The sequence below is a fragment of the Vannielia litorea genome, assembly GCF_018424695.1.
Taxonomy (GTDB): domain Bacteria; phylum Pseudomonadota; class Alphaproteobacteria; order Rhodobacterales; family Rhodobacteraceae; genus Vannielia; species Vannielia litorea_A.
The window spans coordinates 1-21121 of record NZ_QTNQ01000077.1 but is presented as its reverse complement, the minus strand read 5'-3'; the positions used below and the strand labels follow the sequence as shown (position 1 = coordinate 21121).

The following is a 21121-nucleotide window of genomic DNA, read 5'->3' as shown; positions in this document are numbered from 1 at the left end:
CGCCTCTGCCGGTGCCAACGGCCTGCCCGGCGCGCGGGGTGAGCTCTGGGTGATTGTCGGATGACGAATTCGCCGACCTGGCCCACCAGCCTGCCGCAGCTTCCGCTGGCGAATGGCCTCACTGCGGAGATGCGGGATACCCGCGAGAGCTTCGAGCCGCAGCGCGGCCCCTCGATCAGCCGCCCGGGCTTCACCGCCGATCTCAAGCAGTTCCAGGTGAGCTTCTCGCTCGATCTGGCGCAGCTCGCCACCTTCGAGGCCTTCGTGCGCGACGATCTGGCGCGCGGCAGCCTGAAGTTCGGCATGCGCGACCCGGAGACGCTGGCCATCCACCTCTGGAAGATCGTTCCAGGGCAGGGGCTTTACCGCCAGCGCCGGGTGGGACCGGGCCGGGTGACGGTGAGCATGGAGCTGCTGCGCAGCGGCACGCCCTGGTATGCGCCCTACAGCCCCTCCGGCGTGGTTGTTGCGCCCGAGTTCCTGCTGGACTTCGAGGCTGGCGTCTATGCCTCCGGCGGCGCCCGCGTGAGCCTTTCCGGCGCGCTGGTGGCCACGGTGGGCAGCATCTCGATCTCCGGTGGTGCGCTGCAATGCCCCGGCGACGGCTCGGTGGAGATGAACACCGTGGGCCTGACCCTGCCCGCCGCAGGCACCGCGATCGGCTTTGCCAGCACAACCGTGCTCGATTCCGACCAGAGGTTCTTTGCCGGGGAAAACTTCGAGACGGTGGTGTTCGGCGTGACCGAGTTGGGCGTGCTCTATGCGAAGGACGGCGGCGGCGACATCGAGCTGGGCAGCCCGAGTTCCGGGGTGCAGTTCAAGGCGGCTTCCGCCTGGGATGGCGACGAGTTCGTAGGCGCCATGGATGGCGTCTCGATGACCGACAGCTTCGATGAGGGGGCCTTAACCGGGGTAACGCCGGTGGGCGTCGGCTCTGAAAACGATGGGGGCCGGGCATGGACGGGCACCATCGCGCGGATCGCCGTCTACAATCACGTTTTCACCGCCGCCCAGCTCGAAGAGCTGACGGGGGCCACCTGATGAACCAGGAAGTTGCCACCATTCCCCTCACCGTCGCGGGTACGGTGCTGGCCGCCGTCGCCGGTGGCCCGCTTTCGGAGGTGTTCAACGAGCTTTCGCTGGTGATGGCGCTGCTGGGGGCAATCGGCGGCAGCGTGCGCTGGCTCGCCCTGCGCCGCAACCGCAGCGACCGGCCCCGCCTGCGCGTCTCGCTGGGCGAGGCCTTCGCCTCCATCTCCATCGGCGCGGGGCTTTCTGTGGGCATCGGCACGCTGACGCCGGTGGTGCTGAAGAGCGTGTTCGGCCTTGAGATCGCGCCCGACAGCCCTTCGACCGCCATGCTGGCCGCCGGGGCCTTCATCATCGGCATCGCGCAGGAGCGGGCGCTGAGCTTCTTCGGTGTCACCGACCACAGCGCCAAGCGCGACAAGGGGGATGACGATGCCTGAACGCCTCTTCCGCCGCCTCTCCACCAGCTACCGCCGCGACACGCGCCACGTGGCGCTGGTGGGGCTCAGCGTGGCGGGGGCGCTGGCGCTGATCACCGGCGCGCTGCGGCTCACCTTCTACGCGCTGATCTTCCAGCTCGTGTCGGTGACCATCCCCGACCACGTGGCCGGGAAGAACCCGCGCATCACCGTGGAGCGCTACATCTGGTGGGACTTCGGCGGGCAATTCTCTGTCACCATCCGCTCGGCGAAGGATCACACGATCGTCTGCCTCTCGCCCTGGACGCGCACCTTTACCTACCGCGCGGCGGCGATGAAGGGCGGGCCTGAGCTGAAGCGCCCGCTCTCCTACTGGCTGGGCGGGCGCGACGTGCTCGCCCGCTGTGAGGGCGAGGGCTTCGGCTCCGGCCTGTTCTACGTCAACACCTGCCACCGCTGGATGCTGGGCCCGCTCCAGCTCGCCAAGCGGTGTGTCGAATCCAACAGCTTTCTCAGGAGTGAACCATGAAACTGATCGACAACTGGAAGACCGTCGCCCGGAAGGCCCATTCGATGTGGGCGTTCTACCTTGGCCTCATCGCCCTGGTGCTGCCCGAGGCCATCTATTTCTTCACCCGGATCGACACCAACCCGCGTCTCTGGTGGTTCATCGGCGTGGGCCTCATCGTGTATGGCATCATCTTCCGCCTGAAGGACCAAGGCATCGGTGACAAGCTGAAGGCGCTGGCCATCCTCGCCCTGCTGCTGGGGGCCACGGCCCCGCCTGATCCCGTCTGGGCCATGGGTGATCCGGAGAAGACGCCCACCGTCAAGATTCCGGCCGATCCCGTAGCAGATGCAGAAGCCGCCGCTCTGGCCATCGCCGTGCCGTTCATCGCCGGGTGGGAGGGCAAGCGCAATCAGGCCTACCAGGACGTGGTGGGCGTCTGGACCATCTGCTACGGCTCCACCCGGGGCGTGAAGCCCGGCATGGTCATGACCGATGCGGAATGCACCGCCCTCCTGCGCCGCGAGGTGGCCGAATATCGCCACGGGCTGCACGGCTACCTCAGCGTGAGCACCATCAACGACCGCCTGCCACCGCACCGAGATGCCGCCTTCACCAGCTTCGCCTTCAACGTGGGGATCGCCGGGGCGGGCAAGAGCACCGCCACCCGCCGCCTGAATGCCGGCAATATCGCCGGAGCCTGCGAGGCGCTGACCTGGTGGAACAAGGCCGGGGGCCGGGTGATCCGCGGCCTGGTGCGCCGCCGCTCCGCCGAGCGTGAGCTGTGCCTGGGGCGCGCCGCGTGAGCCGCCGCTAAGGACGATTTCAGATCCCCGTAAGGGGTCAACCCGCCTCCATAAGAAGAGGCAAGCAAAGGAGCCGAAAATGGCCAAACAACTGAAAGCCCGCTTCACCCTCCAGATGGTCGAGCAGCACGCCACTCACAAGGGTGCCGAAGACCAGGACCAGTGCCACGTGAACGCCAAGTTCACCGCCGTCACGTCCAATATGGAAGACTGCGCGAGCTGGTCGAAGTGGACCCCGAGCGGGGAGCTGAACATGACGATCACCAACCCGGCTGCGCTCGACGTGCTGAAGGTCGGGGAGGATTACTTCCTCGACATCACCCCGGTCAAATGACTGCCCGTCTGACCCTCATCGGTGGCGCCCTCATCCTGGGCGCCATCGGCCTCGGGGCGGCCTGGTATTTCGGCGGCGAGGCACGCGAGGACAAGCTGAAGGTCGAGGGCCTCGAAGGCCGGATCGACGCCATCAAGGAATCGCAGAAGGACCAAGCTGATGTGGAAAACCTGTCTGATGCTGAGCGCAACCGTGAGCTTGATCGGCTGCTCGGTGGTCGCCCCGACTGAGGCCCCGCTCTTCTCCGACATCGCCCGCCGTCCGCCGCCCGCGCGCCCGGAAACCATCGCCGCCATCAAGGCCGATCCGCCGATGGCCGAGTGGGTCATCTACATGGGCCGCCAGTGCGAGAAGCACAACTGCCCGCAATAGCCCCGCCCCCCTCTTCCAGACCTGAAAGGACACCCCCATGCCGATCAACCCCTTCGAGGCCCGCCTGCCGTCTCTCTCCGGCCCCGCGCTGGATCTCGCCCCCGTCACCCCGGATGACGACACCGACCTGCCCGCCATCGCCGTCTCGCTCTACATCGAGACCGGCGGCGACATCGTGGTGGACACCATGAAGGGCGAAACCCGCACCGTGACAGTGGCCGACTTCTCGATCTTCCCGGTAGGTGTGAGGCGCGTGCGCGCCACCGGCACCGACGCCAGCGGCATCCACGCCCTGCTGGTGGACTAGCGCCCGTGTGGGACTTCGGTTTCAGCCTGCCCACGCTGGCCACCCGGCGGCGCGCCGTTGCCGACCCGGACGCCGCATGGCTGGTGTCGGTGCGGTTCGATGATCCGGCGTTCTACACGCTGGACTCGGGCCGCGTGGTGGCGCTCAAGAACCGGGGCAGCGGCGGGGATGCCTATAACTTCTCACAGGGCAACCTGACCGACGCACCGCTGCTGTCCTCGCTGACCGACACGACACCGGCTGCCGCCTTTACCAACACCGAAGAGTTCCTGGAGTGCGATGCGCTGGCCACCGTCATGAATTCGGTCGATGCGTCTTTCGAGTTCGAGCTGCTCTTCGAGCTGGACACCATCTCTCAGCAGGCGTTCTTCATCTTCTCCAACACCGGCTCGAACAACGACTACCTTTGGGTCGGCCAAAACGGCACCGACGATATCCGCTCCATTCGCCGCACCGAGGCGGGCATTCAGGAGGTTGAAGATAGCGCCCCGGTGCTCGCCACGGGCACAACGCACGCCCTTTCCATGCTCTACAGCGGAGGCGAGCTGACAAGCTATCTCGACGGCGATCTGGTTCACAAAGCCGTGGATTACATCGGCGCGACCGGCGCTCTCACCTGCAACCAGTTCTCCATCGGGTGCCGCGAGCTGATCGGAGAGTCCCTTGGGATGGAAGGCAAGATTGCCGCCTTCAGAGCGAGGCCCGTATGACCTATCAGAACCACGCCGCCTTCGCCGCTCGGCACAAGTCCTTTCTGGCGGGCACGACGCGGGCCGACCTCATCAAGATTTGCGACACCTTCCTCGTGCTCGGGCAGTCCAACGCGGGCGCAACCTTCGACAACACGACTGACGTGGTGGTGACCGAGACGGATGTGGCGTGGACGATCCTTCGTGAACCGCAGCCCCGCCGCACCCTGCAAGGCCCCCTCCAGAACGGGGCCAGCCAGTCCACCTTCATCGGGCGCTCAGCCCCATGGCCTGCCTTTGCGCAGGAGTGGTATGATCTGACCGGGCGGCGCAGCGTGTGGAGCAACACCGCTTTCGCTGGCACGCCTCTGCATCCTAATGGGCTGGATGGAAGCCCTAGGTATTGGGCAGTCGCCCCCGAGGCCAACTCAATGTGCGGAGACTCTGAGGTCAACGAAGAAAAACCACGCGATGAAATCCTTGACGATGCAATTCAGACGCGCGCTCTCTATCCGAAGCTCGCAGAGGGTATGACCTTCGGCGTCTGGGTGGGCGGCGAGGCGGACGGCCCTCGGCTCTACGGCGGGTTTCTGACCCAGCAGCAGTTCGAGGATGAGTTCAACCTTCTGATCGACAAATTCAAGTCGCGCTGGGGCATGGATTACATGCTGGTTTACGGCATGGGCAGGGAAGGCAAAACAGACCTTGAGGTAGACGACAAGGAGACGACACAGGGCATGGCGGCGGTGCGGCAGGCGCAGATCAACGTCTGCAACGCCCGGAGCGACACCCTGCTGATCCTGAACGCCGCCAAGGAGAAGGGTTCGCCCTTCAACACGCTGACGGTTGACGGCAATGGGCGATGGGCTTCGGGCTGGGAGTATCGAGAAGACGATGGGGTGCACTACACCGCACCGGCCTACAAGACGATGGGCGTCACCGGTGCCTGGAACACCGCCGTGCTGCTGGGCCTGCAAGAGGGCAGCCTCATCGGGCTGAGCTAAAAGGGACAGGGTGTATGCAGTTTGATCTCAGTTTTTCAACAGGCGCCCTCGCGCAGCGCGCCTCGCAAGTGCCGCTGAGCTACCTGCTCAACACCACCACCCTCTCGGGCGCCGGCTGGACGGCCACCGGGGCCACTTTCGATGATGCCACCAAGATCATAGAGGCCCCCAGCACCACGGCGGGGGCCTTCATCCGCTATTCCACCGGGGCGATTACCGAGGATGTGCAGGCAAGGGCAATCTTCGAGGTGGCCGACGAAAACACCGGCTGGGCCTATTTTCATATCCGCACTCAGAGCGTGGAGAATGAAAGGGCCTACATCGACCTTTCGGACGGCTCTTTCGGGACCATCACCGGCGCAGGCACCTGGAACGCCGTGGATCTTGGCGACGGGTTCTACCGTGTGACATGCGACTACGACACCGGATCTGGCACGCCCGCATCATCCTTCGTGCAGGTGCAGATTGCACAGGCGGACGGGGATTTGAGCGTGTCCAGCGGTGACGCCATCAAGTGCCGCCGCGTGGCGTTGCGGCTGCTCTGAGCCTGGAGCACGATCCACGATGCCCGCGATCGAGGCAGCGACCAACGCCCTGGTGGGGCTGGTGATGTCCTGGGCGGGCACATATCTTGTGTTGCCGCTGTGGGGGCTCCACCCGTCCATAGCTCAATCGGCGGGCATCACCGCCATGTTCTTTTGCCTGTCGTTTGCGCGCAGCTACGTCCTTCGGCTGATGTTCCGCCGCCTCGAGCGGCGTGAACGGTAGGAGAACAAACCTTGCCAAATCCTTGCCAGCATCCCATGCGCAGTGGTGCGCAATGGTGCGTGATAGGCGCTTTGGCCCCCGCGGCTGATTTTCCGGCAACCCCCCGAAAAAAGGCCTTGTATCGTGGGTGTTTCGCGGGCTACACCCCGCGACGGAGACGTGGCCGAGTGGTCGAAGGCGCTCCCCTGCTAAGGGAGTAGGCGGGAAACCGTCTCGAGGGTTCGAATCCCTTCGTCTCCGCCACCATACCTCATTTTCTGATTATCGCTGATCGCGTCTAGTGGCGGCGCGCCCCTATTTCTATGGAGTTTACCGCGCCAGCCCTTGCGTTCGGGTTCTCTTCGATTACCTTTGGTTCATCCCGTTGTGTGGTATGAAACGTGGTATGGAGGGCACGCCGATGATCTCGGGTAAGTTGACCAAGAAGCAAGTCGAGTCGCTGGGGCCTGGTCGGCATGGCGATGGCAACGGGCTTTATCTGGTGGTTGATCCGTCTGGAGCGCGCCGCTGGATCGTGCGGGCGACGGTCAAGGGGCAGAAGAACCGCCATGGTAAGCCCATGCGCACCGACTTCGGGCTGGGCGGGGCCGATCTGGTGCCGTTGCAAGAGGCACGCGCCAAGGCGCTGGAGTTCCGGCGCATGGCGCGGCAGGGGCTAAACCCGCGCTTCAATGCGGCGAAGGACATTCCGACCTTCGAGGAAATCGCCCGGCAGGTGCATATCGAGCGGATGCCCACATGGAAGAATGAGAAGCATGGGCAGCAATGGATTAACACGCTGCGCGACTATGCCTTCCCGGTGATCGGTCGCTTGCCTGTGTCCGACATTGGCCAGCCGGAAGTGCTTTCCTGCGTGTCTCCGATCTGGACGGAGAAGCAGGAAACCGCACGACGGTTGATGCAGCGGATCAAGGCGGTTCTGGACGTGGCCAAGTCCAAGGGCTTCCGGGCGGGCGAGAACCCGGTGACGGCGATCCGCGATGCCGGGGTGCTGCCCAAGGTGCGGGCCAAGGCGAAGCACCACAAGGCGATGGACTGGCGCGACGTGCCCGCCTTCTATGCCGATCTGCGCGGCAGGAAGGCGATGGCTGCAAAGGCGCTCATGTTCACCTGCTTGAGCGGATCAAGGACGAGCGAGGTGCTTGGGATGCGCTGGGCCGAGATCGACTTTGATGCGGCTGTGTGGTCGTGCCCCGCAGAGCGCATGAAGGCGGGTGAGGTGCATCGGGTGCCGCTGTCGGATGAAATGCTGGCGATCATCGAGCCGTTGAAGGCCATGCAGTCGGAATATGTGTTTGAGGGCCAAAAGCGCCACCAACCGCTTTCCAACATGTCGATGCTGATGCTCCTGCGGCGGATGAAGATTGAAGGCGTCACGGTTCATGGCTTCCGGTCCACCTTCAGGGATTGGGCTGCGGAGGTTGCAGGCGCGCCGCGAGAGGTGGCGGAAATGAGTCTGGCGCATAAGGTCGGGAGTGAGGTGGAGCGGGCCTATGCACGCTCCGACCTTTTGGACAAGCGGCGGACCCTGATTGAAGCATGGACTGACTATGTCAAAGGCTCTTCGGGCAAGGTAGTGGCGCTGGTGCGCGGTTAAGCTGCCCAGAAAGTAAGGCCCGTAAGGTCGGGGCTAGCCGGCCTTTTGCAAGCCGGGCGGCAATCAGACAAAACGGGAACAAACCCTTGAAGTTGCAAAAGGTCGGCCCCATGTGACCTTTTGATGGAAGATTCACAGCTAATCGAGCAATTGCACCAGATCATGGAGCGGTGCTGTAAAGTGCCGAAACCCAGCCTCTTGGCCGCTCACTCGCCCCCTTTCGACTATCGGAAACCCAATGAGCACGACTCCAAACCGGAGTTCTTGGCCGAGAAGCAAATGGTTGCGGATGGCATCGTGCATTGCGAGGCTGTGTTCGAGTTTGTGAAGAGTGGCATGGTCGCCGAGTCCGAGCACCATGCCTTGGCAAAGCGTCTCAGTCAGCATGTCGACACAGGGTGCCGTGAAGAGGCGCGCGTGAGGCAACGGGCTGCGACCGCGACCGATCTTGCTCGTTCAAACGCCGCAGAAGTTGGGGCAACGTTCAGCGCCGCTGCCTTATGCCTTGATATCGCTTACCAATTGAGGAAGCGCGCGCAAGAGTTGGAGCAACAGGAGCTTGCTTTCTGGAGCGGAAAATCCCGCCCTCCCAATCACCATGCCCGCACCATTGCGCTTCGAGCTGCGCGGTATGTAGCCCGCACGACTGGGAAAAGACCAACAGTTGGAAAGTCCAGCGAAGGGAACCTTCCGTCCACTGACTTTGGGCGCGCGGTGGAAGAGGTTTTTTCCCTTCTCGGGATCAAGAGCGACTTCCGGCGGGCGGCACGTTGGGCGGTCAAGCAACTGCGGCCTGAGGACTATCAACCCCCGAGGAACGCGCTTACAGGACTTCTGAGCACAACCATTGAGGACTCTGACTCCCTGCCTTTCAATGCGCTGGCACAATCTTTGTCGGCTGAAACAAAAGCCCAGGACAAATAGACCTTTTTGCCCTCGCATTCCGGGCTTTGGGCGCAGGTAGATTAGAGAGGCCAGATTGGCTTTCCTTGGTTTCACGACAACAACCGTGGAGCCTAAACAATGGCAAACCTATTCGAGCAGAACCGTAACTACGTCCTGGGTGATCCTGATTTGGAGATCATCGGAGATCGGGACAAACTCGCCCAATGGCGGCACAAGGGCATTGGCCCGGCCTTCTATCGGCTAGGCCGAAAGATTATTTACCGTGGCGCAGACCTGAACGCCTGGGCGGAAGCGCACCGGGTTGAGCCGGGCAGCATGGGGCACGGCTGATGGGTAAGCGTGTATCGACGCGCGCGCTGAAGAAGCATCGTCACTACACCTATGAAGATGCTGCCGATGCCCTGGGCGTCACCGCGCAAACCGTCCGATCCTGGCGGGCGCACGGGGTGCGGGTGCTGGATGAGAGGCGGCCTCACCTGATGCTGGGCGAAGATCTGATTGCGTTCCTGAACGCGCGCCAAGCCCCGGCGGAGCGCCCAGCGCCGGGCACCTTCCGATGCTTCTCTTGCAGGGAGCAGACACGGCCCTTGGATGGCGTGGCTTTCTATACACCGCTTGGCCCCAACAGGGGCCAGTTGGAGGCGCTGTGCGGCGAGTGTGAGGGCGTTTGCTTTCGCTTCGCGAGCGAGGCCATGAAACTCGACATGATACTGACTGAACTGGGCTATAAGCCCGCGAAGGCACCGCCGCGCCTGTCGGTTTATCTGACCAACAGCCTTGAGGAAGGCGAGCCAGCCAACCAGACCTTGCCCTTCACGCAATGGCTGAGCCGCGAGGCCAAGGGCGCAAATACCATCAAGCGCGACATGCCCATCATGTGCGTTGTCGGGAACCCACCCTATTCGGGCCATTCGTCCAACAAGGGCGAATGGATTAACGGGCTGATGGACGTTTACAAGCAAAGCCCCGAGCTTAAGAAACCCGCGCAGGCAAAGTGGCTTTCCGACGACTATGTGAAGTTCATTCGGTTTTCCGAACACTTGATCGACCGAAACGGCGAAGGTGTTCTAGGATTCATCACGAACCATTCCTATCTTGATAACCCCACATTCTTGGACATGCGCCAGCATCTGATGCGGACTTTCGACCGCATCTACATTATGGACCTCCACGGCAATTCCAAAAAGAAAGAGGTCACGCCAGAGGGTAAGCCCGACAAGAATGTTTTCGACATTCAACAGGGCGTGGCCATCATCATCGCGGTTAAGAAAACCGCGACGAGCAAAACCAAGAAGCCCGCGACGGTCTATCATTCTGACCTATGGGGAAGCCGTGCGGTGAAGTACGCCGCACTTGAAAAGGCGACCACCACGACCGCCAATTTTGTTGATGTGACGCCAGAAAAAGCACCTTGGCCGTTCAAGGCGAGCAACTGGGAGCTGCGGGATATTTACTACGGGTTCCCAAGTCTCCCAGACTGGTTTTCGCCTAATGGAAGGCCTGCCCCTGGCATCGTCACGACCCATGACCAATTTGCAATTTCTTGGACCAAGGAAGAGGCCCGCTCGAAAGTCGAGCGTTTTCTCAAGACTGAAAATGAAGCTGAGGCGCGTACCCTGTGGCGTCTATGTACACAGGACCAGTGGAATTACGACCGAGCCAAAACAGGGCTGGCCGATGGGGCGTGGCATCAGCTGGTCAAGCCCATAACGTATCGTCCCTTCGATGTTCGTTACACGGTCTATGATTCAAACGTTGCAGTTCACCGCCGCGAACGCGCCTCTCGACACATGCTCGATGATAATATCGCTTTGCTTACTACCAAGGCAAACAGGGACGCGCAGTTTGCCCACGCCTCTGTTTGTAAGGGCATTTCGGAAGTCATCGGGCTGTCGCCTAAAACAGCGTCTAACTCGATGCACTTGCCGTTATATCTCTAAGCGCAGATGTGCTTCGCCATGCTGAAGCCCCTTCGGCAACGAAGAAGCCATTTCCTTTCAATCGGACCTAAGCGTGAACTTTTCAAATCTCAGGCGTATGCGCGGAGCAAAGCCTTACGTCCTCCGTGTGGTTCACAGATGCGGCTATTTGGCAGCGAATAGTCGATCCGAAAGAAAGAAGGCTGCTTCCGGACCTTGGCCGCTCAGTCCATGAATGACCGGTCAGGGCCGACTGCGCGATTGGTTGAGGAGAGGACCGTTCGAACCGGTGTTATCTCCAACGATCTGGCCTCAGGGTGTTTCCCAACCGTCCGCCAGGTAGGTGCGTGCTGCCCGCCACTGGTCTGGTATCTTCTCCCACACTGCCCTCCGACGCGCCCGGTTTATAGGGGAGGGGTGCGCAGATTGAATGAATGGCAGCGTTCGGCGCTCGACGAGTTCCCTCGCTTTCCCTGCCTTCGCGCCAACCCCGACCACCACACTGACCTTCGGGAGAAGGTCCAACAATTCATCAAGGCGCTCTATCCCCGAGGAGAGCTCGTCGGCGCCAACTTTGCGCGTGCCATTCCACCAAGGCACGGTGTTCCAAAGCACACTCTGTTCACGGCCAATGGCAGCTTGTTCCATGAACCTGAGTATCGCTTCCGCGGTGGGATCGTTGTTGTCACGCGATACGAACCCTGAGCCGGTGCGACCCGCGATGCCGTCGCCGCCTGCCATTGGACCCGGTTTCTCCATCAGAAAAAGCATTTGGGCCGCGACGCCACCATCACAGGGATCGAAGTCTGGGACCGTGCCGCGATTGGTGGACCGCAAGCTTCGGCAGTATTCGGCAAGCGGTGCAATGTGCGGCTGATCCAGCATCGCCCGCCGCGATAAGATTTCCGCCTCGACCTTCAGTCGTCTGGCTGATGCGATTGGCAACTTGGGCTCTCCAGATAATCCACTCCATACGGCGCTCCGTGGGGCGCTAGTGAATGCAGCTGTGTTTACGCTCCCGAGCTTGCCCCGCGCGGATTTGCTAGACAATGTCGGAATGATCGATTTTCGGTGCTGTGTTCCTCCAGGATGGCTACGGGGCAGACTTCTAATTTCCTTGGATATCGGGCATCAGCCGAAGACTTTCCTTTGTTCTTGCCAGCCGCTCGCAAATGGCTCCAACACCCGCGCCAACGTCACCTCCGGCCCCTGCTTCCCATCCAGGATCGCCTCGACGATCTCCGGCGACAAAAGCGTCATCCTCAGCACGCGTGTCATGTAGGAGTGCGCAATCCCTTCATGTGCAGCCAGATCTCCGATGGTGGCGAACTCCCCTGACTCCAACATCCTTTTCCACCGGAACGCGCGGGCCAGCGCTTTTACCAGCGTGTTGTCGGTCTTGCTCGGTCGCACTGCCCCTTCCGGCAACTGCATCTCCTTCCGTCCGCCGCGCTTCACGACGCGGAATGGGACGTGCAGCGTCACCCTCTCAGGGCTCGGCGCCCCACGGGTCACGCCGCTTCTCCCATGCCGCCGGCCAACATCTCTCTCGCGAGGCCGCTGAGCCCATCGACGCGGAGCCGGACGTTCAGCCCATCCGTGCTGATGTCCACGCGCTCGACCAGCAGCGCCACGATGCGTGTCTGTTCGGCGGGGAACAATTCATCCCACAGCGGATCAAGCTGTTGCAGCGCCGTCCGGGCGTCGGCCACGGAGATTTCGTCAGCGTGGGCGCCCGCAGCCTTCCATGTCCCTGCCACGATCTCCGGCTGGCGGAACACAGCGCGGAGCTGTTCCATGACGGCGCTTTCGATCGTCCCCGCAGGCACGCGGCCGACCGGGCAAGCTCCGGCACCATGCTTCAGCACTGTCTGACTGACGTAGTAGCGGTAGAGCCTGTCGCCCTTGCGGGTGTGGGTTGGCGAGAAGGCGGCGCCGTCTGGTCCGAACAGTAGCCCCTTCAGCAGGGCAGGGGTCTCGGCACGAGTGTGGGCTGCGCGCTTGCGGGGGCTCTCTTTCAGGATGGCATGGACGCGGTCCCAGGTATCGCGGTCGATGATGGCGTCGTGCTCACCGGGGTAGCTGTCGCCCTTGTGGACCGCCTCGCCGACGTAGGCGCGGTTGTTGAGCATCCGGTAGAGGTACTTCTTGTCGATCCGGTTGCCGCGCGGCGTGCGGATGCCCCGGGCTGCAACCTCGCGGGCCAGGACCGTGGCCGAGCCGATCTTGAGGAACTTTGCGAAGATCCAGCGCACATGCGCGGCACGCTCTTCGTCCACCACCAGCTTCCGGTTGCGCGGCAGGGAAGGTGACCGCAAACGGAACCAGGACGACGCGGGACCGGATTGCCGCATCGACTCCGCGGAACGAGGGCATCACGTTGCCGGCAATCATGAGTGTCAGCTGAGGATCGAACTCGAAGAAGTCCTGTCGCATGAAGCGCGCCGTCATGCGATCGCCGCCTGTCAGGTCCTTGATCACCGCCTCGTCCCAGGTCTTGCCGCGGGGTAGTTCCGACGCGACGGCGAGCCGGGCACCGCGCAGACTGGCAATGTCGGTCGGATGGCGTTCTGTGGGGGACGACAGGAACGTCGAGGCGGCTACTCTCCGCCCGTAGTCGCCCCAGATGTTCAGCAGAGTATTGAGAAAAACCGACTTCCCGTTGCGGCCGGACCCGTGAAGGAACAGCAGCTTGTGCTCTCGGGTCGAGCCGGTCAGTGCGTATCCCGCTGCCCGTTGAAGAAACTCGATCACCTCGGTGTCGCCCGCCATGATCTCATCAAGAAAGCGGAGCCAGCGGCTGGACGCTGCAATGAGCGGGGCAGGACCACAGGTCGTCAGTCTGCTGATCAGGTCAGAACGCTTTGCGGGGCGCACCTGACCGATGCGCAGGTCGATGGTTCCCTCCGGCGTACCGAGCAACAGAGGGTCGCGATCGAAGGCATCGGCGCTCGCCACGGATGCAGGATTGGCGCGCGCGAGGTTTTTCACCGCCAAGACGAAGGCATTGCTTTTCATCTTTTCAATCTGGTGGCGCGATCCGGCTGAGCCCGGCAAGCTGGCGATTGCCTCAAGTTCGCAAGCCTTTTGGCGAAGAAACTTGCGAATGCGGGTCAGGTGTTCGAGGCGCTCATCGGCGATCCACCGCTGGCCCGTCCAGAAATACCACCTGTCCTGGCTCGCCACGTATTTTGCATCGCGGTCGAAGCCAGCTCGACCGAGTTCGAGCGCCAGTCCATCCTGCGAGAGATCGGGACCATCTCCTGTTGGTTCAGAAGCCACAGTCGCTGCCGACGGCCGGTGTTCCGGGCCGGATCGCCGGGCAATGCGCCCGAGATCGGCGCCATTCTCGCGTGCCAGGTGCGCGATCGTCTTCAGGGTTATTCCCCCGGCCGGGTCGAAGCTGGCCCATTTTGCGGTCACTCCGCCGGGCGTGTATTTCGCGCCGCGCTGCGACCAGGCGTCCGCAATCGCGAGTCCGGTTCCGTTTCCCGCAAAATGGGCGTGCAAACCCTGCAGAACTTCGATCCACGCTTGGTAGCCGCCCGCATCCGGATCAATCCAGGAGAGCAACTCTTCCACTTCGTCCGTGTCGGCGGACGCATGCAGCGTTTTGAAGCCAGCAGCCTGGCGATCCGCGTTCGCGTTCGAACGCAAAAGCCAGTCCGGTCGGAGCACTGGTTCACTGGGATCGCGGACCCGGTAGGCGCTGCCTTCGAATGTCGAGGGGGCAAGGAGGATGTACCCGTTGAACTTGATGTCCACGCCCGGGCACAGCCGGCCCGCGAAGGCGTCACCCGGCTGACTGCGGAAAACGAAATGCCGACCGCCGCGCGGACTTTGCTGGGTGAATGTCTCGGGCAGGTTTCTCGTGCCAGCGAACTCTTCCCAGCAGCACTCGTCCTTGTAGAGGTCCACGTCGATCGCCACGAGCCCGGACGCGGCCAGGCTGAGACCGATGTTCGCGTCGGGCCAGCGGGTCCACCAGGCTTCGACTGTGCTAAGATCAGAACTCCCGCCTTTGTAACCATTGGTAAGGAGATGACCGGACCGGCCATCGGGCAGCTGTCCTTTGCTGTCGCGTGCGAGCGGAAACACCTGCCAGCCACGCTTTGCGAAGTCTGTCGCCGCCTGAAGAGGGGTCGAAGAGGCGGTCATTGGGCCTCTCCGCCTTTGCTATGGCGCTCTTCGAAGGCAAGAACGCCAGAGCGAGGGTAGAGGATGCGGCCGCCGATCTTGAGCCAATGAGGGCCTTCACTTGCTTCGCGCCAGCGCTGAAGCGTGCGCGGCGTGACGCGCCAGTGTCGGGCCAGTTCCTTTTCCGTCAATCGGTCGGGCAACGCAGGTGCGCCATTCGGTATGTCGCAGGGCATGTCGGTCTCCATCGTCTGGTGGAGCTGTCATGAGCGCGCGAATCGTTGTGCGTCCCGTGTCGGACCTACGTTGAACCTACGTTGAGTTGATTTTCAGTGCCCAGAACGTGTTTTTCGGCTGATAGATGTACCGGTTCTTGACGAGGTCGTCCCAGTCCTTGCCAAAGCACGCCTGGGGGCTCTTGGAGCCCGTGTGCTCGAGCAGGGCGCCCGTCTTCACACCGATTTCGCCGCGGCGGTGGGCCGCCACGAGCTTTCGGACTGCAGTGACGCGTGCTGCTCCGACGATGGTCCAGGCGTCCTCGCCCGGGACCCTGAGCACGCCGATTTCTGCATCTCCCTCAAGTGAGACGCTATCATCCGTGCCCGCGTGGGCCTGAGCTTCGAGCCAAAGCTGATCAAGACGCTCGATCAGCAACTCGCGATCACCCGCGGCAAGCGCCGATCGGAGATTCACGACGACGTGCCGACCCAGGAAACCGACCAGTGCGGTGCCCGTCGCAAGGACTAGGCTCTTCTGCGTCTCTCGCTGTAGACTTCGGACGACCTTTTCCAGGGTTTCCAGGTTTTCGCAGCTTTCCCACAGGTAGACCGGCCGCTGGTCGCCCGCAACCTGAGCGTTTCCCAAGGCGACCAAACCGTGGTCGAGATCGACGCCACGTTTGGCTGTGCCAAGGGAAGAAAGGTGTTGGAGGACCGTTTCGCGAACATGGCCGCGATTGATGGTCCAGCTGAGGAGCTCGTTCACGTCTTGCACGCGTTGCATATCGTCGGGTCCGTGCCCGAGGCTCGCTGTGCCCCGGTCGAGGTCCGTTCGCACGACGGCCTCGTAAGTCCCGACATCTTCGTCTTCGACGAGGACGGCGCTCGCGATGGTTCGTTGCTGGAGGAACCCCAGATTGGTGAGACGAGACACGTTGGCGTTGAGGCTGCGAAGTTCCGGCTCAGAAATTCGATCCTGACCGTGTCCGAGCAGGTCCAGCAGGCTGTCGAAGAGGTCCGAAACGTCGCGTCGCGTGGGTTGTTCGACGGTGGAGACCACTCCCATCGCACTCAGGAGTTCAAAGCCGATTGCCCGGTCCTGCGGGTCTGTGTTGGATTGAAGGCCTGACCGGTTTTGGTTGGTGATGTTGAAGCGCATCTTGCTTTCGCCACCGTCCGGCTTGCTTCTTCGAAGATAAAGCTCGACGTCGCACAGGAACGGCTTTCCAAACGACGTGCCCAGGCCTCGAAGCACTCGTGTCGCGATCTGGTCGATCGGCTGACCTGGTTCATTCCGTATGGTGACCTTGCGATCATAAGAACCGAGAGCAAACCGGGCCTCGGTTACGCGCAACTCGATGATCCGATCCGACAGGGTAGCCGGGATCTCGGGGTCAAGGTTTCGTGCGAAGGGGCGAAGATCATAGTTTCGTTGCCTGAGAGGGCGCTCGGACAGTTCTTCGCCGAGCACTTTCGATGCAAAAACCATTACAGCCGACTTCCGGTCGGACCAGTCGCGGCCGCAGACTTCGATCCTGCCAATGTCTGGCTTGTAGACGATGATGAGTTCTTGAGCCGGGCGGTACTGGATTGCACCCACACCCTTCTCAGCATCAAATGTCCGCTGGTTCGCCAGTGCGCCGGCCGTCGTAACTGCGAGCATGATCTCTCGCGTGGAATGCTCCGTATCGGGCAGTTCCGTACTTTCGATCGTGCAGCCGTCTCTGAGATCGAGCGTTTCTTTGATCGACAACTCCAGCGCCTTTTGGTTGATGTCCTCGGCCGCTAGCGGAACAGGGCCCTGAAGATCGTGCGCCTCGTAGACGGTGCGGTGGTCACGGTAGCTTCGCAGCTGCATTGCCCGCTCGACATGCCGAAATAGGACCTGATTGCTGGCATAGGATCGGGCCGCCCTGGCCAGGGGGCCCGGCTCATCCTCAAGGTCCGAGCGGCAGTTGAAATCGACGCCGTCCGCGATACGAAGGTGCAAGTTATCGGCTTGTGGGTTGTTGAGCCGCGTAATGCGGAGCGCCTCGATCTCAAGTGCCTTGAGATCGTCGCCATGGAGGGCAGCCAGAGAAGTGCGGAAGGCCAACTTCGCTTCGGGTGGCTTTGGTGGTTCGTCGAGCGCGCCTTCCGCCGCCTTGAATGCCGGCGTCGCGGCGAGAGCCGAAAATCGATCGACTGACAGGTCTCGCAAGAGGCGCGAGAGTTGCGGAGCTCCTTTGATTGGCTTGACCATCACACATGCCTCCGGCTTTGAGAGCCTGAACACTGCAACTCTAGGGGTAATGCAAGTGGAGTCGACACCCCTAAATGCACGGCCAGGGCGAGCGACTTCTCTCTGCGACGCGTACCAGAGCGCCCAAGGCTGCCGCCGCGAATGACAGAAATGACAGTTTGAAGACTATCGAGCGTATGCGGGAGCCAAACCCCATACGGGTTATAATCTGAAAACTGTCACTTCTGTCATTCGCGATGTTCTGCGGCTGCGACAACCCTGGCGGCCAAACAGGCGCTCTGGGACATCCCGGGCGTGGAGGCGGCGATTTTAAACGCGTTGGCGGGACTGAAACGATTCAAGGACGTGCGCCAGCTGATCGTGATTGGTCGTCCTATGCCGGGGACCAATGACCTGGAAGCGATGGTGGGCGCCTGCTTCGACATGTTGCCCGGGGCAGCTATGAGAAGGTGCGTGCCGGGCTCTGCAACCGGTCGGGGAAGCCTCTGTCGATCCCGGTTCTCAAGCACACCGACGAGCGGGCGGAACTGCTACGGCGTGCGATCTGCGATGACGAGCTGATCCAGGTGATCGGCCGGGGCAGGGGCGTGAACCGGACAGCGGCTATCCCACTCGACGTGCACATCCTGGCCGATGTCGCGCTGCCGATGGTCTACGACGAGATCACGGCATGGGAGGCGGTGCGGCCGGACCTGTTCCAGCGGATGCTGCTGGCAGGGGTGGCAATGGATAGTCCGGGGGGACGCGCTGCTCTTGCATCCCGAGATTTTCGGGAACTTGGAGCAGGCGATGAAGGCGCTGAACCGGGACGTAATTAAACGACCAACCCCTACTTACGACTCTTATAGGGAAATGTCCCTTAAAACGGCTGCCACCAACGCGCTGGAACCGGCAGGGGCTGGAAGCGCGTCTGGGGGATTGAGGACGTTGGCGAAAGCACTGTTCAGGCGCGGATCAAAGGAGTGCTGAGACCGATGGTCGGATAGAAGGAAGATAACCAGCGTTTTCGCGATCGCGTGATTTCACTGTTTCGAGCCTGACCTGGCCGCCTAGCTCTTCCGCCACGTATTGCTTACGTGATTGATAGGAAAAAGCACCGGGTCAGGGGGTTGATCTGTCGTAGTACCGTGGCCTTGTATCCCGACCCTCGTTGTTAGGCGTCAAGCTATTCTGCCCCGAGGTCGGAGCCTTCTGCGGCTTGAACTTTCCAAGTTCCGTTATCGTGTTCGCTATCCTGCCAACCAACAAGGCGGCTTCGCGATCTCCTGTAGCCTCCCGGTAGATTGATGACAGAATGGCTCCAAACGAGTTTCCAATTAGCATTGACCACTCTCTCCGCATCAGTGCGACTTCTTTGTCGTGTCGCTCTAGAGGCGACAGCTTTCTGGGTTTGTGTGGATCGTAAGCCTTCGGTCCGTCGTGGAGCAGGTAGCGAACCTCGCTCATGATCATCCGCCACTCTTTGAAGCTGATCAGGTCAAGTTGGAAGGCCCTGTGCGCTTGGTGGTCAGCATTCCGCCCCCACCTCTCGACAAGACCTTCCGCATAGTCCTTGCACTGCTGCGGTGTAAACTCGGGTTTGGGTGCCATTTGTCAGTTTCTCCAATGCGTTAGATGAGAATAACTAAGAATCCTGCAATTTTGAAAAAGTATAATATTAACAATACAATAACACGATTCCGCTCTTCTCGCAACTGACCTCCCCTGAACGAAGCTTGGTCGCTGGCCCTCGCGCTGTCATGATTTGTTCTACCGGCGATTAACCTTTCGTTCTCCGTCTGTGCTGGGATGCATCAGTTACGCGCCGGGGTGCTAACCGCTCGCGTTGGCCTTTCAGTGCTGGATCTTTCCTGCCTGTCGCTCTCTGTCGTTCCCTGTCATTTATTGTCATGATTACAATGCCTTGACCCCTTGCTATACTGCCGGGGAGGCAGGCGGACAGACGCGATCCTATTCGGAGCGGGGGTATGGCAGTGGCACAATTGGCACCCAAGGGCGCACAGGCGATCGAACAGCGGGCGGTGGAGACGCTGATCCCCTACGCCAGCAACGCGCGCACCCATTCGGAGGCGCAGGTGGCGCTGATCGCGGGCTCGATCCGGGAGTTCGGGTTCAACAACCCTGTGCTGGTGGATGGCGCGAACGGCATCATCGCGGGGCATGGCAGGGTGCTGGCCGCCCGCAAACTGGGGCTGACGAGCGTCCCGGTCATTGAGCTTGCGCATCTCACCGAGGCCCAGAAGCGAGCCTACATCCTGGCGGACAACCGGCTGGCGGAGCAGGCGGGATGGGACAGGGAACTCTTGGCGATGGAGCTGGGCGAACTGGCTGACCTGGAGGTGGACCTCGGGTCGCTTGGCTTCGACGGGGCGGAGCTGGATGCGCTTTTGAACCACGGGGCTGCGGACCCGAAGGAGGAAGCGACGCCACCGGTGCCGGACGTGCCCGTGTCCCGGCCGGGCGATCTCTGGGTGCTCGGGACCCACCGGCTGATCTGCGGGGATGCGACTGACGCGGCGACGGTGAAGCGCGTGCTCGGGGATGTGAGGCCCCACTTGCTCATCTCTGATCCTCCCTATGGCGTGGAGTACGACCCGGACTGGCGCAACAGGGCAGGGGCCTCCGAGACGAAGCGGACCGGCAAGGTGCTGAATGACCACCGGGCCGACTGGCGCGAGGCCTGGGCGTTGTTTCCGGGCGAGGTGGCCTATGTCTGGCACGGAGCCCTGCATGCAACCACGGTGGCCGAGAGCCTGGTGGCCTGCGGCTTCGAGATCCGCAGCCAGATCATATGGGCCAAAGAGCGGCACGTGCTGAGCCGAGGCCACTACCACTGGCAGCACGAGCCGATGTGGTACTGCGTGAAGGGCAAGGGCCACTGGAGCGGGGACCGGACGCAATCGACCCTCTGGAACATCCCCAGCCGGGACCAGGATGCCACCACGGTGCATGGGACACAGAAGCCGGTCGAATGCATGCGCCGGCCGATGCTGAACAACTCCAGCCCCGGGCAGGCGGTCTACGAGCCCTTCTCCGGCTCGGGCACCAGCCTCATCGCCGCGGAGAGCTGCGGGCGGCACTGCTACGCGGTGGAGCTGAACCCCGGCTACGTGGATGTGGCGGTACTGCGCTGGCAGGCGTTCACCGGGCAGGAGGCGATCCTCAACGCGGACGGGCGCAGCTTCGACCAGGTCGCGGCCGAGCGCCGGGAAAGCGAGGCGGCATGAGGCAGTCCCGGTCCCTCTCTGCCGTGGAAGCTGCAACCAACGTGGTGGTGGGCTGGCTGGTGGCACTTGCCACGCAACTGGCAGTCTTTCCCGCCGTGGGGCTTCAGGTGACCCTGGCCCAGCACCTCTGGACCAGCCTTGCCTTCACCTCGGTGTCCTTCCTGCGCGGCTACCTGCTCCGCCGGCTCTTCGTGAGGCTGGGCTGATGGGACGGCCGCCGATCACACTAAGCGACGCGCAGACGATGGAGGTCGAGACCCTGGCCGCCCTGTTGAACCAGGACCAGATCGCCGATTACTTCGGCATCTGCCGGAACACCTTTCGCGCCATCTGCGAGCGCGATCCGGAGGTTGGTGCCCGGTATAAAAGGGGCAAGGCCAAGGCCATCGCCCATGTCGCCAACGGGCTGCTGCAGAAGGCAAGGTCCGGCGACACCACCTCCTCGATCTTCTACCTCAAGACCCAGGCGGGTTGGCGCGAGACGGCGACCCTCGAGCATACCGGTGCCGGCGGTGGAGAGATTGTCGTGACCACTGCGCGCGAGCGGTTGGTGGCCTATCTCGACGGCGTCGCAGCGCGTCTTGGCGAAGGCCCAGACCAGGGCATTGACGCCGAACCGGTGGGGGGGAGGGGCAATCT

At 62.2% G+C, this 21121-nt stretch carries 25 protein-coding genes, 1 tRNA gene and 2 pseudogenes; 21 read left to right on the top strand and 7 right to left on the bottom strand.

What is annotated here, in order from left to right:
- Positions 1 to 60 precede the first annotated feature (60 nt).
- The 17 genes from DYI42_RS19265 (at position 61) to DYI42_RS19185 (ending at position 10679) form a co-directional block, all read left to right on the top strand.
- A complete protein-coding gene (locus DYI42_RS19265) occupies positions 61 to 1041 on the top strand; it encodes a hypothetical protein (RefSeq protein ID WP_213548149.1) in 981 nt (326 codons plus the stop codon).
- Positions 1041 to 1469, top strand: a complete 429-nt coding sequence (locus DYI42_RS19260; protein ID WP_213548147.1) for a hypothetical protein — start codon at positions 1041 to 1043, stop codon at positions 1467 to 1469. The genes DYI42_RS19265 and DYI42_RS19260 overlap by 1 nt, the downstream gene beginning before the upstream one ends.
- On the top strand, positions 1462 to 1977 hold the full coding sequence (locus DYI42_RS19255) for a hypothetical protein (protein ID WP_213548145.1): 516 nt from the start codon (positions 1462 to 1464) through the stop codon (positions 1975 to 1977). Before DYI42_RS19260 ends, DYI42_RS19255 begins: the two co-directional genes overlap by 8 nt.
- On the top strand, positions 1974 to 2762 hold the full coding sequence (locus DYI42_RS19250) for a lysozyme (RefSeq protein ID WP_213548143.1): 789 nt from the start codon (positions 1974 to 1976) through the stop codon (positions 2760 to 2762). Before DYI42_RS19255 ends, DYI42_RS19250 begins: the two co-directional genes overlap by 4 nt.
- Positions 2763 to 2841: 79 nt before the next feature.
- Positions 2842 to 3096, top strand: a complete 255-nt coding sequence (locus DYI42_RS19245) for a hypothetical protein (RefSeq protein ID WP_213548141.1) — start codon at positions 2842 to 2844, stop codon at positions 3094 to 3096.
- Positions 3093 to 3326 carry a hypothetical protein gene (locus DYI42_RS19240; protein ID WP_213548139.1) on the top strand — a complete coding sequence of 78 codons (234 nt, stop codon included), beginning with the start codon at positions 3093 to 3095 and terminating at the stop codon, positions 3324 to 3326. The genes DYI42_RS19245 and DYI42_RS19240 overlap by 4 nt, the downstream gene beginning before the upstream one ends.
- Positions 3310 to 3468, top strand: a complete 159-nt coding sequence (locus DYI42_RS19235) for a hypothetical protein (protein WP_213548137.1) — start codon at positions 3310 to 3312, stop codon at positions 3466 to 3468. Before DYI42_RS19240 ends, DYI42_RS19235 begins: the two co-directional genes overlap by 17 nt.
- 37 nt (positions 3469 to 3505) lie before the next feature.
- Positions 3506 to 3775: a spike base protein, RCAP_Rcc01079 family gene (locus DYI42_RS19230; protein ID WP_213548135.1), complete on the top strand. Its 270-nt coding sequence runs from the start codon at positions 3506 to 3508 to the stop codon at positions 3773 to 3775.
- A 5-nt stretch (positions 3776 to 3780) separates the two neighbouring features.
- Positions 3781 to 4485, top strand: coding sequence for a hypothetical protein (locus DYI42_RS19225; RefSeq protein WP_213548134.1), 705 nt, complete (start codon positions 3781 to 3783; stop codon positions 4483 to 4485).
- Positions 4482 to 5468 carry a hypothetical protein gene (locus tag DYI42_RS19220; protein WP_213548132.1) on the top strand — a complete coding sequence of 329 codons (987 nt, stop codon included), beginning with the start codon at positions 4482 to 4484 and terminating at the stop codon, positions 5466 to 5468. The genes DYI42_RS19225 and DYI42_RS19220 overlap by 4 nt, the downstream gene beginning before the upstream one ends.
- A gap of 14 nt (positions 5469 to 5482) precedes the next feature.
- Positions 5483 to 6013: a phage head spike fiber domain-containing protein gene (locus DYI42_RS19215; protein ID WP_213548130.1), complete on the top strand. Its 531-nt coding sequence runs from the start codon at positions 5483 to 5485 to the stop codon at positions 6011 to 6013.
- A gap of 19 nt (positions 6014 to 6032) precedes the next feature.
- Complete coding sequence (locus tag DYI42_RS19210) at positions 6033 to 6236, top strand: DUF7220 family protein (RefSeq protein WP_213548128.1); 204 nt, start codon at positions 6033 to 6035, stop codon at positions 6234 to 6236.
- Between the two features lie 153 nt (positions 6237 to 6389).
- A tRNA-Ser gene (locus tag DYI42_RS19205) sits at positions 6390 to 6479 on the top strand.
- A gap of 130 nt (positions 6480 to 6609) precedes the next feature.
- Entirely contained in the window at positions 6610 to 7833 is a 1224-nt protein-coding gene (locus DYI42_RS19200) for a tyrosine-type recombinase/integrase (protein ID WP_244868031.1), read from the top strand.
- A 123-nt stretch (positions 7834 to 7956) separates the two neighbouring features.
- Positions 7957 to 8757: a hypothetical protein gene (locus tag DYI42_RS19195; protein WP_213548126.1), complete on the top strand. Its 801-nt coding sequence runs from the start codon at positions 7957 to 7959 to the stop codon at positions 8755 to 8757.
- A 99-nt stretch (positions 8758 to 8856) separates the two neighbouring features.
- Entirely contained in the window at positions 8857 to 9069 is a 213-nt protein-coding gene (locus tag DYI42_RS19190; protein ID WP_213548124.1) for a helix-turn-helix domain-containing protein, read from the top strand.
- The gene (locus DYI42_RS19185) at positions 9069 to 10679 is read left to right on the top strand and encodes a type ISP restriction/modification enzyme (RefSeq protein ID WP_213548122.1); all 1611 of its coding nucleotides are present in this window, start codon (positions 9069 to 9071) and stop codon (positions 10677 to 10679) included. Before DYI42_RS19190 ends, DYI42_RS19185 begins: the two co-directional genes overlap by 1 nt.
- A gap of 291 nt (positions 10680 to 10970) precedes the next feature.
- On the opposite strand, the gene DYI42_RS19180 is transcribed toward DYI42_RS19185, so the two are convergent.
- From DYI42_RS19180 to DYI42_RS19155, 6 genes and pseudogenes are all read right to left on the bottom strand, one after another.
- Complete coding sequence (locus DYI42_RS19180) at positions 10971 to 11603, bottom strand: uracil-DNA glycosylase (protein WP_213548120.1); 633 nt, start codon at positions 11601 to 11603, stop codon at positions 10971 to 10973.
- A gap of 186 nt (positions 11604 to 11789) precedes the next feature.
- Positions 11790 to 12173, bottom strand: a complete 384-nt coding sequence (locus DYI42_RS19175) for a hypothetical protein (protein ID WP_213548118.1) — start codon at positions 12171 to 12173, stop codon at positions 11790 to 11792.
- Positions 12170 to 12952, bottom strand: a pseudogene (locus DYI42_RS19170) (recombinase family protein); the annotation flags it as partial. The gene DYI42_RS19175 and the pseudogene DYI42_RS19170, both read right to left, overlap by 4 nt.
- A gap of 55 nt (positions 12953 to 13007) precedes the next feature.
- A pseudogene (locus DYI42_RS19165) lies at positions 13008 to 14816 on the bottom strand (phage/plasmid primase, P4 family); the annotation flags it as partial.
- On the bottom strand, positions 14813 to 15043 hold the full coding sequence (locus DYI42_RS19160; protein ID WP_244868030.1) for a helix-turn-helix domain-containing protein: 231 nt from the start codon (positions 15041 to 15043) through the stop codon (positions 14813 to 14815). The pseudogene DYI42_RS19165 and the gene DYI42_RS19160, both read right to left, overlap by 4 nt.
- A gap of 64 nt (positions 15044 to 15107) precedes the next feature.
- The gene (locus tag DYI42_RS19155; protein WP_213548113.1) at positions 15108 to 17255 is read right to left on the bottom strand and encodes a hypothetical protein; all 2148 of its coding nucleotides are present in this window, start codon (positions 17253 to 17255) and stop codon (positions 15108 to 15110) included.
- A 449-nt stretch (positions 17256 to 17704) separates the two neighbouring features.
- Here DYI42_RS19155 and DYI42_RS19150 point away from each other — a divergent pair, with 449 nt between their 5' ends.
- Positions 17705 to 18073: a hypothetical protein gene (locus DYI42_RS19150; protein WP_213548112.1), complete on the top strand. Its 369-nt coding sequence runs from the start codon at positions 17705 to 17707 to the stop codon at positions 18071 to 18073.
- 283 nt (positions 18074 to 18356) lie between these two features.
- Here the strand turns inward: DYI42_RS19150 and DYI42_RS19145 are convergent, their stop codons facing one another.
- Positions 18357 to 18701, bottom strand: coding sequence for a hypothetical protein (locus tag DYI42_RS19145; protein ID WP_213548111.1), 345 nt, complete (start codon positions 18699 to 18701; stop codon positions 18357 to 18359).
- Between the two features lie 521 nt (positions 18702 to 19222).
- Here DYI42_RS19145 and DYI42_RS19140 point away from each other — a divergent pair.
- The 3 genes from DYI42_RS19140 to DYI42_RS19130 all read left to right on the top strand — a co-directional run.
- A complete protein-coding gene (locus tag DYI42_RS19140; RefSeq protein ID WP_213548110.1) occupies positions 19223 to 20482 on the top strand; it encodes a site-specific DNA-methyltransferase in 1260 nt (419 codons plus the stop codon).
- Positions 20479 to 20688 (top strand): DUF7220 family protein, encoded by a 210-nt coding sequence (locus DYI42_RS19135; RefSeq protein ID WP_213548109.1) that lies wholly within the window; start codon positions 20479 to 20481, stop codon positions 20686 to 20688. Before DYI42_RS19140 ends, DYI42_RS19135 begins: the two co-directional genes overlap by 4 nt.
- Positions 20688 to 21121 (top strand): hypothetical protein (locus DYI42_RS19130; protein WP_244868029.1); only part of this gene is annotated, 434 nt, incomplete at its 3' end. The genes DYI42_RS19135 and DYI42_RS19130, both read left to right, overlap by 1 nt.

What these genes read in the sequence shown, in the direction of transcription:
- DYI42_RS19200 (WP_244868031.1), top strand. Translation starts at nt 6,610, where the DNA reads ATGAAACGTGGTATGGAGGGCACGCCGATGATCTCGGGTAAGTTGACC.
- DYI42_RS19250 (WP_213548143.1), top strand. Translation starts at nt 1,974, where the DNA reads ATGAAACTGATCGACAACTGGAAGACCGTCGCCCGGAAGGCCCATTCG.
- DYI42_RS19140 (WP_213548110.1), top strand. Translation starts at nt 19,223, where the DNA reads ATGGCAGTGGCACAATTGGCACCCAAGGGCGCACAGGCGATCGAACAG.
- DYI42_RS19195 (WP_213548126.1), top strand. Translation starts at nt 7,957, where the DNA reads ATGGAAGATTCACAGCTAATCGAGCAATTGCACCAGATCATGGAGCGG.
- DYI42_RS19260 (WP_213548147.1), top strand. Translation starts at nt 1,041, where the DNA reads ATGAACCAGGAAGTTGCCACCATTCCCCTCACCGTCGCGGGTACGGTG.
- DYI42_RS19185 (WP_213548122.1), top strand. Translation starts at nt 9,069, where the DNA reads ATGGGTAAGCGTGTATCGACGCGCGCGCTGAAGAAGCATCGTCACTAC.
- DYI42_RS19245 (WP_213548141.1), top strand. Translation starts at nt 2,842, where the DNA reads ATGGCCAAACAACTGAAAGCCCGCTTCACCCTCCAGATGGTCGAGCAG.
- DYI42_RS19220 (WP_213548132.1), top strand. Translation starts at nt 4,482, where the DNA reads ATGACCTATCAGAACCACGCCGCCTTCGCCGCTCGGCACAAGTCCTTT.
- DYI42_RS19265 (WP_213548149.1), top strand. Translation starts at nt 61, where the DNA reads ATGACGAATTCGCCGACCTGGCCCACCAGCCTGCCGCAGCTTCCGCTG.
- DYI42_RS19190 (WP_213548124.1), top strand. Translation starts at nt 8,857, where the DNA reads ATGGCAAACCTATTCGAGCAGAACCGTAACTACGTCCTGGGTGATCCT.
- DYI42_RS19155 (WP_213548113.1), bottom strand. Translation starts at nt 17,255, where the DNA reads ATGGTCAAGCCAATCAAAGGAGCTCCGCAACTCTCGCGCCTCTTGCGA.
- DYI42_RS19160 (WP_244868030.1), bottom strand. Translation starts at nt 15,043, where the DNA reads ATGGAGACCGACATGCCCTGCGACATACCGAATGGCGCACCTGCGTTG.
- DYI42_RS19240 (WP_213548139.1), top strand. Translation starts at nt 3,093, where the DNA reads ATGACTGCCCGTCTGACCCTCATCGGTGGCGCCCTCATCCTGGGCGCC.
- DYI42_RS19210 (WP_213548128.1), top strand. Translation starts at nt 6,033, where the DNA reads ATGCCCGCGATCGAGGCAGCGACCAACGCCCTGGTGGGGCTGGTGATG.
- DYI42_RS19255 (WP_213548145.1), top strand. Translation starts at nt 1,462, where the DNA reads ATGCCTGAACGCCTCTTCCGCCGCCTCTCCACCAGCTACCGCCGCGAC.
- DYI42_RS19135 (WP_213548109.1), top strand. Translation starts at nt 20,479, where the DNA reads ATGAGGCAGTCCCGGTCCCTCTCTGCCGTGGAAGCTGCAACCAACGTG.
- DYI42_RS19215 (WP_213548130.1), top strand. Translation starts at nt 5,483, where the DNA reads ATGCAGTTTGATCTCAGTTTTTCAACAGGCGCCCTCGCGCAGCGCGCC.
- DYI42_RS19230 (WP_213548135.1), top strand. Translation starts at nt 3,506, where the DNA reads ATGCCGATCAACCCCTTCGAGGCCCGCCTGCCGTCTCTCTCCGGCCCC.
- DYI42_RS19145 (WP_213548111.1), bottom strand. Translation starts at nt 18,701, where the DNA reads ATGAGCGAGGTTCGCTACCTGCTCCACGACGGACCGAAGGCTTACGAT.